At 28.1% G+C, this 14,283-nt stretch carries 16 protein-coding genes; 2 read left to right on the top strand and 14 right to left on the bottom strand.

Annotated features, from left to right (window positions below; genetic code table 11):
* Window positions 1–306 precede the first annotated feature (306 nt).
* From AC3ATN_RS07445 to AC3ATN_RS07400, 10 genes are all read right to left on the bottom strand, one after another.
* On the bottom strand, window positions 307–1,239 hold the full coding sequence (locus AC3ATN_RS07445) for a mevalonate kinase family protein (RefSeq protein ID WP_487532643.1): 933 nt from the start codon (window positions 1,237–1,239) through the stop codon (window positions 307–309).
* Between the two features lie 3 nt (window positions 1,240–1,242).
* On the bottom strand, window positions 1,243–2,319 hold the full coding sequence (locus tag AC3ATN_RS07440; RefSeq protein WP_487532642.1) for a diphosphomevalonate decarboxylase: 1,077 nt from the start codon (window positions 2,317–2,319) through the stop codon (window positions 1,243–1,245).
* A 101-nt stretch (window positions 2,320–2,420) separates the two neighbouring features.
* Window positions 2,421–3,170, bottom strand: a complete 750-nt coding sequence (locus AC3ATN_RS07435; protein ID WP_487532641.1) for a glycerophosphodiester phosphodiesterase — start codon at window positions 3,168–3,170, stop codon at window positions 2,421–2,423.
* A gap of 47 nt (window positions 3,171–3,217) precedes the next feature.
* Window positions 3,218–3,541, bottom strand: a complete 324-nt coding sequence (locus AC3ATN_RS07430) for a 2Fe-2S iron-sulfur cluster-binding protein (RefSeq protein ID WP_487532640.1) — start codon at window positions 3,539–3,541, stop codon at window positions 3,218–3,220.
* Between the two features lie 8 nt (window positions 3,542–3,549).
* A complete protein-coding gene (locus AC3ATN_RS07425) occupies window positions 3,550–3,792 on the bottom strand; it encodes a NifU family protein (RefSeq protein ID WP_487532639.1) in 243 nt (80 codons plus the stop codon).
* A 5-nt stretch (window positions 3,793–3,797) separates the two neighbouring features.
* Window positions 3,798–4,931: an Mrp/NBP35 family ATP-binding protein gene (locus AC3ATN_RS07420; RefSeq protein WP_487532638.1), complete on the bottom strand. Its 1,134-nt coding sequence runs from the start codon at window positions 4,929–4,931 to the stop codon at window positions 3,798–3,800.
* Between the two features lie 56 nt (window positions 4,932–4,987).
* Window positions 4,988–5,335 (bottom strand): MGMT family protein, encoded by a 348-nt coding sequence (locus AC3ATN_RS07415; RefSeq protein ID WP_487532637.1) that lies wholly within the window; start codon window positions 5,333–5,335, stop codon window positions 4,988–4,990.
* The gene (trmB, locus tag AC3ATN_RS07410; protein ID WP_487532636.1) at window positions 5,328–6,005 is read right to left on the bottom strand and encodes a tRNA (guanosine(46)-N7)-methyltransferase TrmB; all 678 of its coding nucleotides are present in this window, start codon (window positions 6,003–6,005) and stop codon (window positions 5,328–5,330) included. Before trmB ends, AC3ATN_RS07415 begins: the two co-directional genes overlap by 8 nt.
* Before the next feature lie 55 nt (window positions 6,006–6,060).
* A complete protein-coding gene (locus AC3ATN_RS07405; protein ID WP_487532635.1) occupies window positions 6,061–7,086 on the bottom strand; it encodes a sensor histidine kinase in 1,026 nt (341 codons plus the stop codon).
* The gene (locus AC3ATN_RS07400; protein ID WP_487532634.1) at window positions 7,086–7,784 is read right to left on the bottom strand and encodes a response regulator transcription factor; all 699 of its coding nucleotides are present in this window, start codon (window positions 7,782–7,784) and stop codon (window positions 7,086–7,088) included. Before AC3ATN_RS07400 ends, AC3ATN_RS07405 begins: the two co-directional genes overlap by 1 nt.
* 132 nt (window positions 7,785–7,916) lie before the next feature.
* Between AC3ATN_RS07400 and AC3ATN_RS07395 the strand changes: the two genes are divergently transcribed.
* Window positions 7,917–8,906: a LuxE/PaaK family acyltransferase gene (locus tag AC3ATN_RS07395; RefSeq protein WP_487532633.1), complete on the top strand. Its 990-nt coding sequence runs from the start codon at window positions 7,917–7,919 to the stop codon at window positions 8,904–8,906.
* Here the strand turns inward: AC3ATN_RS07395 and tyrS are convergent.
* Window positions 8,899–10,194, bottom strand: a complete 1,296-nt coding sequence (gene tyrS / locus AC3ATN_RS07390; RefSeq protein ID WP_487532632.1) for a tyrosine--tRNA ligase — start codon at window positions 10,192–10,194, stop codon at window positions 8,899–8,901. The two genes, AC3ATN_RS07395 and tyrS, sit on opposite strands and share 8 nt — an antisense overlap.
* A gap of 77 nt (window positions 10,195–10,271) precedes the next feature.
* Here tyrS and AC3ATN_RS07385 point away from each other — a divergent pair, with 77 nt between their 5' ends.
* Complete coding sequence (locus tag AC3ATN_RS07385) at window positions 10,272–11,225, top strand: NAD-dependent epimerase/dehydratase family protein (RefSeq protein ID WP_487532631.1); 954 nt, start codon at window positions 10,272–10,274, stop codon at window positions 11,223–11,225.
* On the opposite strand, the gene AC3ATN_RS07380 is transcribed toward AC3ATN_RS07385, so the two are convergent.
* Genes AC3ATN_RS07380 through AC3ATN_RS07370 form a run of 3 tightly spaced genes read right to left on the bottom strand, consistent with a single transcriptional unit; the run spans window position 11,222 to window position 13,655 of the window.
* Window positions 11,222–11,614, bottom strand: a complete 393-nt coding sequence (locus AC3ATN_RS07380; protein ID WP_487532630.1) for a DUF4296 domain-containing protein — start codon at window positions 11,612–11,614, stop codon at window positions 11,222–11,224. The two genes, AC3ATN_RS07385 and AC3ATN_RS07380, sit on opposite strands and share 4 nt — an antisense overlap.
* Window positions 11,611–12,948, bottom strand: coding sequence for a dihydroorotase (locus AC3ATN_RS07375; RefSeq protein ID WP_487532629.1), 1,338 nt, complete (start codon window positions 12,946–12,948; stop codon window positions 11,611–11,613). Before AC3ATN_RS07375 ends, AC3ATN_RS07380 begins: the two co-directional genes overlap by 4 nt.
* 8 nt (window positions 12,949–12,956) lie before the next feature.
* Window positions 12,957–13,655 (bottom strand): polyprenol monophosphomannose synthase, encoded by a 699-nt coding sequence (locus AC3ATN_RS07370; RefSeq protein ID WP_487532658.1) that lies wholly within the window; start codon window positions 13,653–13,655, stop codon window positions 12,957–12,959.
* Window positions 13,656–14,283: the final 628 nt, after the last annotated feature.

The following is a 14,283-nucleotide window of genomic DNA, read 5'->3' as shown; positions in this document are numbered from 1 at the left end:
TAAATATTATGTAATCAAAGATACTCCTTTTGTTTTGATGATATCTATAAAAAAATCACCAATACAGTAATAAAAATAAGACTCAAAACAAAGTATGATTGTATGTTTACTATGAGGTATTTAATGATTCGAAAATTAAAATATAACTTGTAATAACTGGGAATAGTCAAGAATTTTATTATTCATAGCTCCACAAAAAAGGAAATATTTGATGTTGTTGAACCAATATTCTTTTAAAATTTAAAGATCCTTCGCTAAACACCAAATAAGATAGAAGTAAAAATAAAAAAGTATGAAATTGACTATTTAAAAATGGTATATAACATGCAAGTCATGTGATGTTAATTCTTTTTTAGCTTTTATCCAATCTTGAGTAAAACCAAGAATATAGCCTCCTCCACCTGATCCGCACAATTTTAAATAATACGAATTGGTATTTAAACCATTTAGCCACAGATCCTTATATTGATCTGGAATCATTGGTTTGAAATTATAAAAAACTAACTCTGATAAGTCTTTTAAGTGGTAAAACAAATTTTTATAATTTCCATCTAAAAAATTTCGAATACACTTGTCTGTATTAAAAACAAATTGATCTTTTATCATTTTATTGAAAAATTCATTTTTCATTTTATTCATGAACAATTCAACCATTGTAGAAGTTTTTCTTTCATATCCACTATCTAATAAAAAAATCGCACCATTTCCATCTAAGTTTTGAGATGGAATATTTGTTGATTCGATTTCATCTTTCGAATTTATAAGTATGGGAATACTTAAATAACTGTTTAATGGATCTAAACCAGAAGATTTTCCATGAAAAAATGATTCCATTAAAGAAAAAATTAATTTTAATTTTTGAAGTTTACTATTTGTTAATTTTTCTAGAACTGTGATTTTATCTTTAGCAAATCTTTCATATACAGCAGCTACAAGAGCACCACTGCTTCCCACACCATATCCTTGAGGAATACTACTATCAAAATAAATATTTCTATTAATGTCATTTTTAATTTTAGCCCAATCAAAATCTACAATTTTTGTATCAACTGATTCTAAAAACAAAATAAACTCCTTAATCTTATCATGTGACATTTGGTCTTCACTATCTAAAGTTAAATCTGATATTTTTAATGATCCATTAAATTGATTATGCGGTATTAAAAGACCTTTAGAATCTTTAATAACTCCATACTCTCCAAAGAGAAGTATTTTTGCATAAAATAAAGTTTCCTTCATATTTTAAACTTCTATTATTTTTGATCCAATACCGACGTGATCATTAATATATTGTTTAGAGAAACAATACTTTAATAATTTATTATTTATAAAGTTTTGAGTTTTTTCAAAAAACTGAACAGGATAAAGCAAGTGGATGTTTGCTCCAGCGTCAAGAGTAAAACAAATTGGTATTGAAGTTTGTTTTCTAAACTCATAAATCTCATTTATTACAGAAAGGGTATTTGGATGCATTAAAATAAAAGATGGTGATGAAGTCATCATCATTGCATGAAGAGACAGAGCTTCCAATTCAATTATCTTTATAAAGTTATCAAGATCTCCTTTAATCAAAACATCTTTTATTTTACTCATATTTTTTCTAGCCTGAATGAATCTATTTTCGGCATAAGGATTTGACTCCATAAGGTGGTGACCTAAAGTACTACTGACTTTTTTTTCATTTTTATCAATTATGAGAATCGTGTCCTGGTAGGAATTGAAAATAGGAGCAATATTTCTAAAAGTAGTTCCATATAAAATACTTGAATCATTGAAAGCTTCAGACTCTCCCCAACAAACAACTGGACCTTCTATACTCCTCGTAGCACTCCCTGAACCTAAACGAGCTAAAAAGGAAGCTTTTTTTGTAAAATACGATTTGGATATTTTTAAGTTAATCTTTTTTTCAATTTCCATAAAACAAAGTGCTAAAGAAGACATTGCAGAAGCAGATGATGCAATTCCACTACTGTGCGGGAAAGTATTATAACTCTCTATTTCAAAAAAATGATATTTGATTGCGGGGATATATATTGAAATTCTATTTATAAATTGTTTAATTTTCTCATTAAAAGATGGCATTAAAAAACCGTCAAATAAAAATAAAAAATTGTTAATTTCGTTATCTTTTTTAGGTCTATATTTTATTTTAGTTACTGATTTACAGTTAGATAAAGTGAAACTAATTGATGGGTTTTTTGGATACTGTTCCCCATACTTTCCCCAATATTTCACCAATGCAATATTGCTTGGAGATTCGTATGAAGAAACCCCACTTACAAGTTGGACTTTTTTAAAAACAAAATCTTGTTCAACCATCTTACAAAGATACTATTTTGACAATGGTCCAAAAAAGTATACTTAAAAGTTTATTATTAAATATGGTTAATTAGTATTAAATTTTATTGAGAATAAATTATTTATCTAACTCTATCGGGGTAATCAGATATTATTCCATCGACACCAATCTTTTTTATTCTATTAATATCTTTTACTTTATTAACTGTCCAGGTATAAATTTTGAAATTTTCAGCCCTTATTTTTGCAGCATTTAATTTTGTTAAGAGAATGTGCTCCGGATTGATAGAGAACGCTTTTAATTCTTTTGCAATTGGAATTGCTTTTAAAGGATCATCTTTTTTTATTAATATTCCTATTTTTATATCTTTATTTAATTGATAAAATGCCCTTAATTCTGGCCAAATAAAACTAGATATTATTATGTTTTCTTTTTTCCAATTTGATGATTTAAAATAAGAATTTAATATTTGATGTGTTAGAAATGAAGTATTCTTTCCTTTCAATTCAATATTTAACATCATTTTTCCATCAACTAGATCTAATACTTCATTTAAAGTTGGTATTTTTTCATTATCAGAAACAATTAATTTTTTTATACTATCCAAAGAAAGTTGTTCAATAAATCCCTCTCCATTAGTAAGTTTTTCTACAGACTTATCGTGGAATACGACCAATTCTCCGGTCAGACATCTAAAAACATCTATTTCAATTCCATCAACCCCTAATTCAATTGCTTTTTCAATCGAAGTTAAAGTGTTCTCTACAGCGTACCCCATAGCCCCTCTATGACCTAAAACAATTAGCTCAGAGTTATTTATACATGAAATAAACATTACATGTATAATTATAATATAGAATTTAGATTTCATAATTATTCATTTTCCTTAAATTCTCACATCCAAGCGTGAAATTTTAATTATTCCTCAGGAGCCAATTGAATTTCCAATCCATCTAGTTTATTAGAAACAAAAATCTGACAGCCTAACCGACTGTTATTTTTAACATTATATGCTTCAGATAGCATAGCTAGTTCATTATCTGTTTTTTCCAATAACTGATGAGAAGAAATGATATAACATTGGCATGATGCACACATAGCAATTCCACCACAAGTTCCTTCGACTGGAAGATTATGTGCTTTAAATATATCCATTAGGTTAAGATTCATATCACATGGTACGATTAAAGTATGATATTTTCCATTCCTATCTAAAACGTTTAAAGTAATGTCTTTTTTCAAAATAAATTCTAAGGTTCTAAACTAATAACCTTTTCTATTTGAGGAACATGTTTTTTTATGGTCATTTCAACTCCTTGTTTAAGAGTCATTTGATTGACACTACATGAAACACATGCTCCATGAAGTTGAACATTAACAATTTTATCATCTTCAATTGAGACTAAGGATATGTCCCCTCCATCAGATGCTAAAAATGGACGAATTTCGTCTAAGGCAATAATTACTTTTTTCTTGATATCTATAGTTTTCATAATATTTAATTAACAGCACTACAACCTGTCATCGTGGTGATTTCAACTGCTTTTGTAGGAGGTAGTGTTTTATTTCTTTTAATAACCTGACGGGCAAGTTCCTGAGTTACTGAAGTGAAAGAATCAGCTACAATACTTTGTTCTTGAAGAGCAGCAGGTCTCCCGTAATCACCTGATTCTCTAATAGACTGAACTAAAGGCAAAGAACCTAGAAAGGGAATATTTTTTGATTCAGACAATATCTTAGCTCCATCTTTTCCAAATATATAATATTTAGAATCAGGAGATTCATCCGGCGTAAAATATGCCATATTTTCAATTATTCCCAAAACAGGAATTTGAATTGTTTCTTGTTGAAACATTGCAATTCCTTTTCTAGCATCTGCTAAAGCTATTTGCTGAGGTGTACTGACAACAACCGCACCTGTAATCGGTAATGATTGAACAATGCTTAAATGAATATCACCTGTTCCAGGGGGTAAATCGACTAATAGAAAATCTAGGTCACCCCATGCAGCGTCGAATATTAATTGATTTAATGCTTTAGAAGCCATAGGACCTCTCCATATAACAGCTTGATCAGGCTTTGTGAAAAAGCCTATTGAAAGAACTTTAACACCATAGCTTTCAAGGGGCAGCATTTTAGATTTTCCGTCTATTTCTTGTGCCTTTGGACGTTGTCCTTCCAAATCGAACATTAAAGGCATAGAAGGACCGTAAATATCTGCATCTAAAACTCCAACTTTCAACCCCATTTTAGCAAGAGTAACTGCAACATTTGCAGTTACTGTGGATTTTCCTACCCCTCCCTTCCCTGACGCAATGGCAACTATGGAGTCTATTCCTGAAATTGATCTACCCTTAATTGGCGACATAGGAGGTGATTTTTTAGAATCAACTTTAATATTAATGTTAACTTTTGCTTTAACATTTATTTGCGAATGAATGGCTTTAAGTATTTCCACCTCAAGTTTTTTTCGAGCCTGTAAACTTGGGTTATCAATTTTTAAATCAATGTCAATCTGATCTCCAAAAATTTGTAAATTTAAAACTGAACCACTGGAAATGATATCTTCACCACTTCCGGGAGCGGTTAAATTTTTAAGCACTTTTATTACTGATTCTTTTTGTATTAACATTTATAACCTATATAAACAAATATACTTTAAATACAAGTAAAGAATGTTTTTTACAATTAAATTTTAAAGGGAGATAAATTAATTGAAGGATCCCAAAACATCAAATAAAAATCTACAATTTTATTATTTTCAACTTTTAATCCTTCTGATTCTAGGAGCTGCTGCATTAAGTTAGTTCCGCCAAAATGATGCTTACCTGATAAAAGTCCAATTTTGTTCACAACTCTGTGAGCAGGCACGTTGTTAATTTTATGGCTAGAGTTCATGGCCCACCCAACCATTCTCGAGGATTGAGGAGAACCAATATATTTTGCGATTGAACCATAACTTGTAACTCTTCCGTATGGAATTTGTTTTACGACAGAATAGACGTCTTCAAAAAAATTTCTTTCATTTTTAGTCATCCCAGAAAAATTGCAAATATGTAATTGGCTTATTGATTTTTAAAAATATCTTTTCGTAGTAGGTTTGAACAGATGTTACATCTGAAGGAACATTCATGTTGTGATAAATATTATGATTCGAATAATTTATATGACACGACATGTTTCTTAGTAGTCCTAACAAATACCCATGTAAAAACTCACTATCTGTTTTCAAATGAACTAAACCTTTGCTGTCTAAAATCCTTTGATATTTAGATAAAAATTCAGGATTTATTAGGCGGTGTTTAGTCCTTTGAAATTTAATTTGCGGATCTGGAAATGTAATCCACAATTCAGATATTTCATTAGTTGCAAAGAGGTTTGTTATTAATTCTATTTGTGATCTTACAAATACAATATTTGAAATTTTTTCTTCAGTTGCAATTTTTGCACCTTTCCAAAATCTTGCTCCTTTTATGTCAATACCTATGAAGTTTTTATTAGGGTATTTTTTTGCTAGATAAATCATGTATTCTCCTTTTCCACAACCCAATTCAAGAACTATCTCATTACTATTTTTGAAGTAGTCCTCTCTCCAACTTCCTTTGAAGTTAAAATTACCACTAACCAGAGTATTTCGAGAGGGTTGAATTACATTTAAAAATGTTTCATTTTCTTTGAATCTTTTTAATTTATTTTTACTTCCCACATTCAATTTTTAAAAAAAATATCTAGTTTTTTCAATGATTAAACAATATTTAAGTTTAAGCTTTTTGTAATGTAAAAGAAAACTCCGAACCAGTCCCTAAAGTACTTTCAACATATATTTTTTCCTGGTGAGCTTCAATAACATGCTTCACTATTGACAACCCTAAGCCAGACCCTCCTTTTTTTCTATTTCCTGATTTATCAACCCTATAAAATCTTTCAAAAAGTCTTGGCAAATGTTCTTCGTTTATACCTTGACCATTATCTATAATACGAACAATAAATTTGTCAATATTTAAATCCTGAACACTAATTTCTGTTGTCCCGTTTTTAACCCCATATTTAATGGAATTCATTATTAAATTAGTTACAACTTGTTGGATTCTTTCTGCATCTCCAATGACGCTGATTGGTTCTAAATATTCACGATCAAGTATTAATGAAATATTACTTTTTTGAGATTGAATCTCTAAAAGCTCAAAAACATTATTTATTATTTTTAATATATCAAATGAATTCATCTCAATATTTTTTATACCTGCTTCAAACTGAGTTATTAAATCTAAGTCTTTTACTAAATATGTTAATCTATCTACTGCTTTTGAAGATTTTTTTAAATACCTTATTAAAATATCCGGATCAGCATGACCTCCTTCAATAAGAGTTGATATATAGCTTTGGATTGTGAATAACGGAGTCTTTAATTCATGGGACATATTTCCGATGAAATCTTTTCTATAATTATCCTGATTTTTTAATAGTTCTATTTCAAGCTTCTTATCAGAAGCAAACTTTTTTAAACTTTCAGAAAGCAAATCTAAATCAGTTGAAATTATTTGATCATCTAAATTATTATCTTTAGAATAAACATCATCTAATATTCTTTTTACACTTTGAGTTAAAAGAAATTTAAAACTAAAATTTATTATTAAAAAAATTAGCACAAAAAATATAAATCCATAAATCATTGAGAGCTTAAAATCATTAAATATTGAAGCTTCAAATGAGTTTATAAAATAAAATATTGAGCAAATAATGATTGAAACAAACAATGAAACAAAAAAAGTTTTATATTTTTTCACTAATTAGATAATTGTTTAGCAACGAATTTATAACCCACACCCTTAATCGTTTGAAAATACTCATCTCCAAATTTTTTCCTCAATTTTAGTATGTGAACATCAATCGTTCTGTCTCCAACTACAACATCCAGACCCCAAACTTTTTCCATTATTTGTTCTCTACTAATAACTCTGTCAGATTTCAAAGCTAATGCTGACAATAATTCGAATTCCTTTCTGGGAAGAAATAAAATTTTTCCATTGTGATTAACACTATAACTTTCTCTATTTATTATAATATCTCCAGCTAGAATCGTTTCATTAATAGAATCAATATTTTCTAATCTACGTAATAAAGATTTTACCTTCGACATTAAAATTTTTGGTTTAATAGGTTTTGTTACATAGTCATCTGCACCAGCATCAAAAGCTGCAATATGGGAATAATCTTCTCCCCTAGCCGTTAAGAACATAATAATTGTATTGTTTAACTCATTATTCTTTCTTATAATTTCACAAGCTTCAATTCCATCCATGTTAGGCATCATTACATCCATTATGATTAACCGAGGCTTATATTTAATAGCCATATCAACAGCTTCAGATCCATCATTTGCAGTTAAGATCTGATAACCTTGATTTAAAAGATTGTAAGTCAGCACCTCTAAAACGTCCACTTCATCGTCAACCAATAGTATTTTAATCTTAGTGTTGTCCATCTAAAAATTTTGTACGAATCTAAAACTAAAAGCTCTAGGCCATGTTAACTTAAAATTAAATTAATGAAAAATTCATATTTTAAATATATAATTTAAAAAGTAAATGTATTTTAATTATTTAATTTTGTTTCAATGAAAATTCAATTAAATCCTTTTTTCAAAATAAGATCTCAAACTGATTTTGATGATGTTTGTTTTAATCTTTTAAATAAACATTACAAATTAAACCCCATATATAGTAGTTATTGTAATTTAATAAATAAGCCTCCAAGTTTAATAAATTCAATCAATGAAATTCCTTTTCTTCCAATTTCTTTTTTTAAAACTCATGATGTCAAAATATTTAATGAAAAACCAATTATTATTTTTAAATCAAGTGGAACAACAAGTAATCTTAAAAAATCCAAACATTTTTTAAAAACAACTAATAATTATGAGAAAAGTTTTTCAAAGTCTTTCAGTTTGTCTTACGGAAAACCAACTGATTGGGTAATTTTAGCTCTACTTCCAGGCTATTCTGAGAGAAAAGATTCTTCACTGATTTATATGGTAAATGATTTAATAAAACAAAGTAAATCTGAATCTAGCGGGTTTTATTTAGATGATTTTGATAAACTATTCAACATGCTCAAGGATCTTGAATCAAAAAAAAAGAAAACTATTCTCATAGGTGTTTCATTTGCTCTTATAGATTTTATTGAAACAAATAAAATGGAATTAAAATATACGGTTGTAATCGAAACAGGTGGCATGAAAGGAAGAAGAAAAGAATTAGTAAGAAGTGAACTTCATAAAAAACTTTGTGATGGATTTGGATTGAAATCAATTCATTCTGAATATGGTATGACTGAAATTTTATCCCAGGCCTATTCTCACAATGATGGGATCTTTAAATGTCCTCCTTGGATGAAGGTTTTAACAAGAGAAATAGATGATCCCTTATCAATATGTAAGCCGGAGCATTCAGGAGGATTAAATATTATAGATTTAGCTAACTCGGAAAGCTGTCCTTTTATCGCAACTGATGATGTTGGAAGAGTTTACTCTAATGGTGATTTTGAGGTGACAGGAAGACTTGATCAAGCAGAGGTAAGAGGTTGCAATTTAATTTTATTTAATTAAATTTTAATACGAAATAATTTTTCTTACCTCTTTGTAGTAAAATAAACTTATCCCCTATTAGGTCCGAAATATTTAATTTAAATTCTTCTGATACTTTTACTTTATTTACCGAAATGGCATTTTCTTTTAAAGATCTTTTAGCTTCACTAATAGAATTTAAAAACCCTGACTCTTTAGATAAAGCTGAAATTATTGATAAACCATCTTTAAGAATTTTTTTTGATAATTTGATCTGAGGAACTCCTTCAAATATCTCCAGGAAAGTTTCAGAATCAATTTTTATTAGACTATTTGATGTGTCTTTACCAAATAAAATATTCGAAGCTATTTTTGCTTTATTTAATTCATCTTTACCATGAACTAACTCAGTTACGCAATCAGCTAATTTTAGCTGCAAAACTCTTAAATGAGGAGATTTAATATGTTCGTCAGTAATTTTTTTTATAGAATTTAATTCTAAAAAGGTGAATATCTTTATATATGACAATGCATCTTCGTCAGAAGTATTCAACCAATATTGATAAAACTTATAAACAGAAGTTCTTTTCTTATCTAACCATATATTTCCATCTTCAGTTTTACCAAATTTACTTCCATCGGCCTTTGTTATTAGAGGACATGTTATTGCATATGCTTTACCTTGTGATTTCCTTCTAATTAACTCAGTTCCAGTTGTGATATTTCCCCATTGATCACTTCCACCCATTTGAATTTTACAATCATAATTTTCATATAAATAAAGAAAATCATAACCTTGAATTAATTGATAGGTAAATTCAGTGAATGACATACCCACCTTTGATTCTCCAGCCAATCTTTTTTTTACAGATTCTTTAGCCATCATATAATTAACAGTGATATTTTTCCCAATTTCTCTTGAAAAATCAATTAGACTGAATTTTTTCATCCAATCATAATTGTTAATTAAAATAGCTGAATTATTATTTTCATTATTAAAATTTAAAAAACTTTGAAATTGAGATCTGATTGATTTGATATTTTTTTCCAATGTTTTAATATCTAATAATTTTCTTTCATTCGATTTACCCGAGGGATCCCCAATCATACCGGTTGCACCTCCAACAAGAATTATTGGTTTGTGACCAAAATTTTGAAAATGCATTAATATAATTATTTGAACTAGGCTTCCTATGTGCAAAGAGTCAGCGGTTGGATCAAAACCGATATATGCTGATTTATTTTTTGAAGTCAAATACTCTTCTGTATCGGGTGTAATGTTATGCAACATTCCCCTCCATCTCAACTCCTCAACGAAATTTTTAGACATAATATCTTTGTTCTAATACAAATATATATTTATAGAATGAAAGAAAAAATGAATTTGAAAAATTGTATTTTTGTATAATGATTTTAATTACCGGATCAACTGGATTTGTCGGCATGAATTTGCTTAAAGAATTATTGAAAGATAATAATAATGTTGTTGCACTATATCGATCTGAAGTTAAAAAAAAAAAGGTAGAGGATTTTCTAAAAGATATAGATTGCAATAATATAATTTGGAGAAAATCTGACATAAACGATATCGTGAGTCTGGAAGATGCCTTTGAAGGGATTAAAAAGGTATACCATTGCGCAGGCTTTATATCATTTTCAATAAGTGACCGAGAAAAATTAAATAAAGTAAATATTCAGGGTACAGAAAACATTGTTAATCTTTGTATTGATAAAAAAATACATAAACTAATTCACCTAAGCTCAATATCTGCATTGGGAGAACAAACTTCAGGAGTCAACATAACTGAAAAAACAAAATACTATGAGTCAAAATACACCTCACCCTATTCCAACTCTAAATACAATGCTGAATTAGAAATTTGGAGGGGGATTGAAGAGGGTGTTAATTCAGTAATAGTTAGTCCAGGAATAATATTGGGAAAATCAATAAAAGGCGATTCTCCCCAGTCAAAAATTGAAAAGATGATTACTCAATCACCTTTGTGTTTTTACACAAAAGGAAAGAGTGGATTTGTAAATATAAGTGATGTAGTGAATACAAGTATAGCACTAATGAATAGCTCTATATCAAACGAAAAATTTATTTTAGTTGCAAAAAACTTGAGTTTTAAATCCGTGATTTGTCAATTAAAAAAAAGGCTCAAGATCAAAAAAGAAATTGTTTCTGTTAGAAAAATTATATTTTATTTAATACTATTTTTTGATTTTATACTATCCTTTCTTTGGTTTAAGAAAAGATATCTGAGTCTAAGTTTAATAAAGTCTCTTTTTAATAAAAACGAATATGATGGGGAAAAAATAACTAAATTTTTACCAAATTTTAATTATAAACAAATTTAGTTTTTTGATTTAGTAGATCCTTCAAATTCTTTTTCTTTCCTTATTTCTTCTTTTACCTCAACAGCAATACTATCCATTAACCTTTGCAAGTCCGTTTTTATATCATTATGTATATCTAAATATATTTTTGGAGATTTAGCGTAATAATTCAGGCTTTTAATAAGCTGAAGGCTATCAATTTTATATTTTTCATATATGTATTTATCTCCAAACCAATTTTTATTTTTAATTGCCACTATATAGTTTCTAGAAATAGATTTCATCAAAATCATATCTCTCATAATTAATCCCATTTTATTTTTTTCAATTAAATCTTTTGGTTTTTTTATTTTATCACTTTGACATGAAAAAAAAAATATAATTGAAAATAATGTAATAAAAAACTTCATCGATTAAAGGTAAGTTGTTTTCCTGCATTTGTTTCCAGAATAACTCCATTATCATAAACCTTAACACCATTAACAAATGTTTTTTCGATTTTAGCATCAAAACTAACTCCTTCAAATGGTGACCAACCACATTTATAAAATAATGAATCTTTGGTAATATTGGTTTTTGCTTTCAAATTTACAATTACAAGATCTGCAAAATACCCTTCTCTCAAATAACCTCTTTTATTAATTTCAAATAAAATTGCAGGATTATGACAGGCTTTTTGAACCAATTTTTCTAAGGATATTTTACATTTTTTTACACATGTTAATAATGCAAGTAGTAAGTGTTGAACGAGTGGTCCACCCGATGGAGCTTTTAAATAAAGGTTATTTTTTTCAGAGATTGTGTGAGGAGCATGGTCTGAAGCTATTAAATCAATTCTATCATCATTTAACGCTTTCCATAATTCGATTTGATCTTCCTTAGTTTTAATTGCAGGATTCCACTTAATCAAAGTCCCTTTTTCATCATAATCATTATCAGTAAACCAGAGGTGATGAATGCAAACTTCTGATGTGATTTTTTTATCTTTTAGATCTTTCTTGTTATCAAATAACATGGTCTCTTTAGCGGTAGAGAGATGAAAAACATGTAATCTTGCACCGGTTTCTTTTGCTAAAGAAATTGCTTTAGATGAAGAAATATAACACGCTCGTTCAGATCGAATTAAAGGATGTTTTGACATAGGTATGTTTTCTCCATATTTTTTAGTGAATTTATTTAAATTCTGTTTTATTGTTTCTTCATCTTCACAATGAACTGCAATTAATAACTTGGTGGAACTAAATATTTTTCTCAAAACTGTTGGATCATCAACTAACATATTTCCAGTGGAGGATCCTAAAAAAATCTTTATACCAGCTACATGATTTTTATCTAATTTTAATATTTCATCTATATTTTGATTTGTACCACCAAATAAAAAAGAATAGTTAGCCGCAGATGTTTTAGATGCTTTAAAAAACTTTTTATCTAACTCCAACTTAGTAGTTGTTTGAGGGATAGTATTAGGCATTTCAATGAAAGAGGTTATTCCTCCGGCAACAGCTGCTCTTGACTCACTCTCAATATCTCCTTTATGAACTAATCCAGGTTCTCTGAAATGAACTTGATCATCAATTAAACCTGGAAGAACGTGAAGTCCTTTTGCATCAATAACTTGCATATCATTTTCGAGATCAATATTAGATCTAATTTTAATTATTTTTTCACCTTCTATTAAGATATCATTTAGCTTCTGGGAACCTTCATTTACTATAGTTGCATTACAAATAAGTATTCTTTTCATTTTTCTATTTAATTAAATAAACGCAATTTTATAACTCCGATGATTGCTTCCCAAAATATACTTTGATCCATTTTAGATTTTCCGTTAATTCTATTTTTAAAAATGATAGGATACTCAGTTATTTTGAAACCTTGAATCCAAGACTTGTATTTCATTTCAATTTGAAACGCATAACCCACAAATTGTATTTTATCAAGCTGTATTTTTTCTAAAACTCTTCTTTTATATCCAACAAATCCAGCTGTTGGGTCTTTAATTGGCATTCCAGTGATTATTCGGACATACAATGATGCTGAGTATGACAATAATATTCTTGTTAATGGCCAGTTTACAACATTAACCCCCCCTATGTATCTTGACCCCACAACTACATCTGAACTATCTTTTAAAATATTAACCATTTCAGAAACATAAACTGGATCATGAGACAAATCAGCATCCATTTCAAAGATAAAATCGTATTTATTTTTTAAAGCCCAATTGAATCCTTCAATATATGCAGCTCCGAGCCCAAGTTTACACTTTCTATCTATTATAAAAAGTCTTTCTTTATTTTGATTAATTATTTTTCTTACTACTCCAGATGTGCCATCAGGTGAATTATCATCAACAACCAAAACATTACATTTAGGGACATGTCTAAATACACTGGAAATTATTTGTAAAATATTTTCTGATTCATTAAATGTTGGAATTATTATCAAAATATTTTCTGCCATATACAAATTTAGATAAATTTTTTACCATTTAAACGATATGAATAGATTTGAAAATCGGTAAAAACCAATACTTTTATATTATGGAATTTTGGACAGAAAGAATGCTTAATAGCAATAATTGGATACTAGGGTTGTTCCTTTTTTATCTCTGCATAATTTTAATTCTTAAACTTTTTGATCCTATTCAATTTAAATTTTTTCAAGATTTTACAAAGTACAACAGATATATTCAAAGATATTGTGTTGATAGAAATTTTGAAATTTTCAATATATTTTATTTACTAATAATTGTGTTAATATGTTCTAGCCTGTCACTTCTGGTTCTTTTTTTTGTTCATACATTAAATGAAATCGGATTGACATTAAATAATTATATGATAATTTTCATAATATCTAATATTTTTATTTTGACTAGATTTTTAATTATGAATATTATTGATAAAAATTTGGGGGGGGTCCATCAACTAAAGTTGTATTATTTTAAAAATATAATATTCTATGGATATATTATGATTTTTGTTATGGTATTATTATGCGTTTTATATTTGAATCATATGATATCAAATTCATTAATAAAATTATTAGTATTAATTCTAAGCATAATTTTTTCTTTTTA

Source organism: Candidatus Marivariicella sp. (assembly GCF_983056325.1).
This window is presented reverse-complemented; position numbering and strand designations above follow the sequence as displayed.

Coding starts and splice junctions, on each gene's coding strand:
- AC3ATN_RS07445 (WP_487532643.1), bottom strand. CDS start 1,239: ATGAAGGAAACTTTATTTTATGCAAAAATACTTCTCTTTGGAGAGTAT.
- AC3ATN_RS07440 (WP_487532642.1), bottom strand. CDS start 2,319: ATGGTTGAACAAGATTTTGTTTTTAAAAAAGTCCAACTTGTAAGTGGG.
- AC3ATN_RS07435 (WP_487532641.1), bottom strand. CDS start 3,170: ATGAAATCTAAATTCTATATTATAATTATACATGTAATGTTTATTTCA.
- AC3ATN_RS07425 (WP_487532639.1), bottom strand. CDS start 3,792: ATGAAAACTATAGATATCAAGAAAAAAGTAATTATTGCCTTAGACGAA.
- AC3ATN_RS07420 (WP_487532638.1), bottom strand. CDS start 4,931: ATGTTAATACAAAAAGAATCAGTAATAAAAGTGCTTAAAAATTTAACC.
- AC3ATN_RS07415 (WP_487532637.1), bottom strand. CDS start 5,335: ATGACTAAAAATGAAAGAAATTTTTTTGAAGACGTCTATTCTGTCGTA.
- AC3ATN_RS07400 (WP_487532634.1), bottom strand. CDS start 7,784: ATGGACAACACTAAGATTAAAATACTATTGGTTGACGATGAAGTGGAC.
- AC3ATN_RS07395 (WP_487532633.1), top strand. CDS start 7,917: ATGAAAATTCAATTAAATCCTTTTTTCAAAATAAGATCTCAAACTGAT.
- tyrS (WP_487532632.1), bottom strand. CDS start 10,194: ATGTCTAAAAATTTCGTTGAGGAGTTGAGATGGAGGGGAATGTTGCAT.
- AC3ATN_RS07385 (WP_487532631.1), top strand. CDS start 10,272: ATGATTTTAATTACCGGATCAACTGGATTTGTCGGCATGAATTTGCTT.
- AC3ATN_RS07380 (WP_487532630.1), bottom strand. CDS start 11,614: ATGAAGTTTTTTATTACATTATTTTCAATTATATTTTTTTTTTCATGT.
- AC3ATN_RS07375 (WP_487532629.1), bottom strand. CDS start 12,948: ATGAAAAGAATACTTATTTGTAATGCAACTATAGTAAATGAAGGTTCC.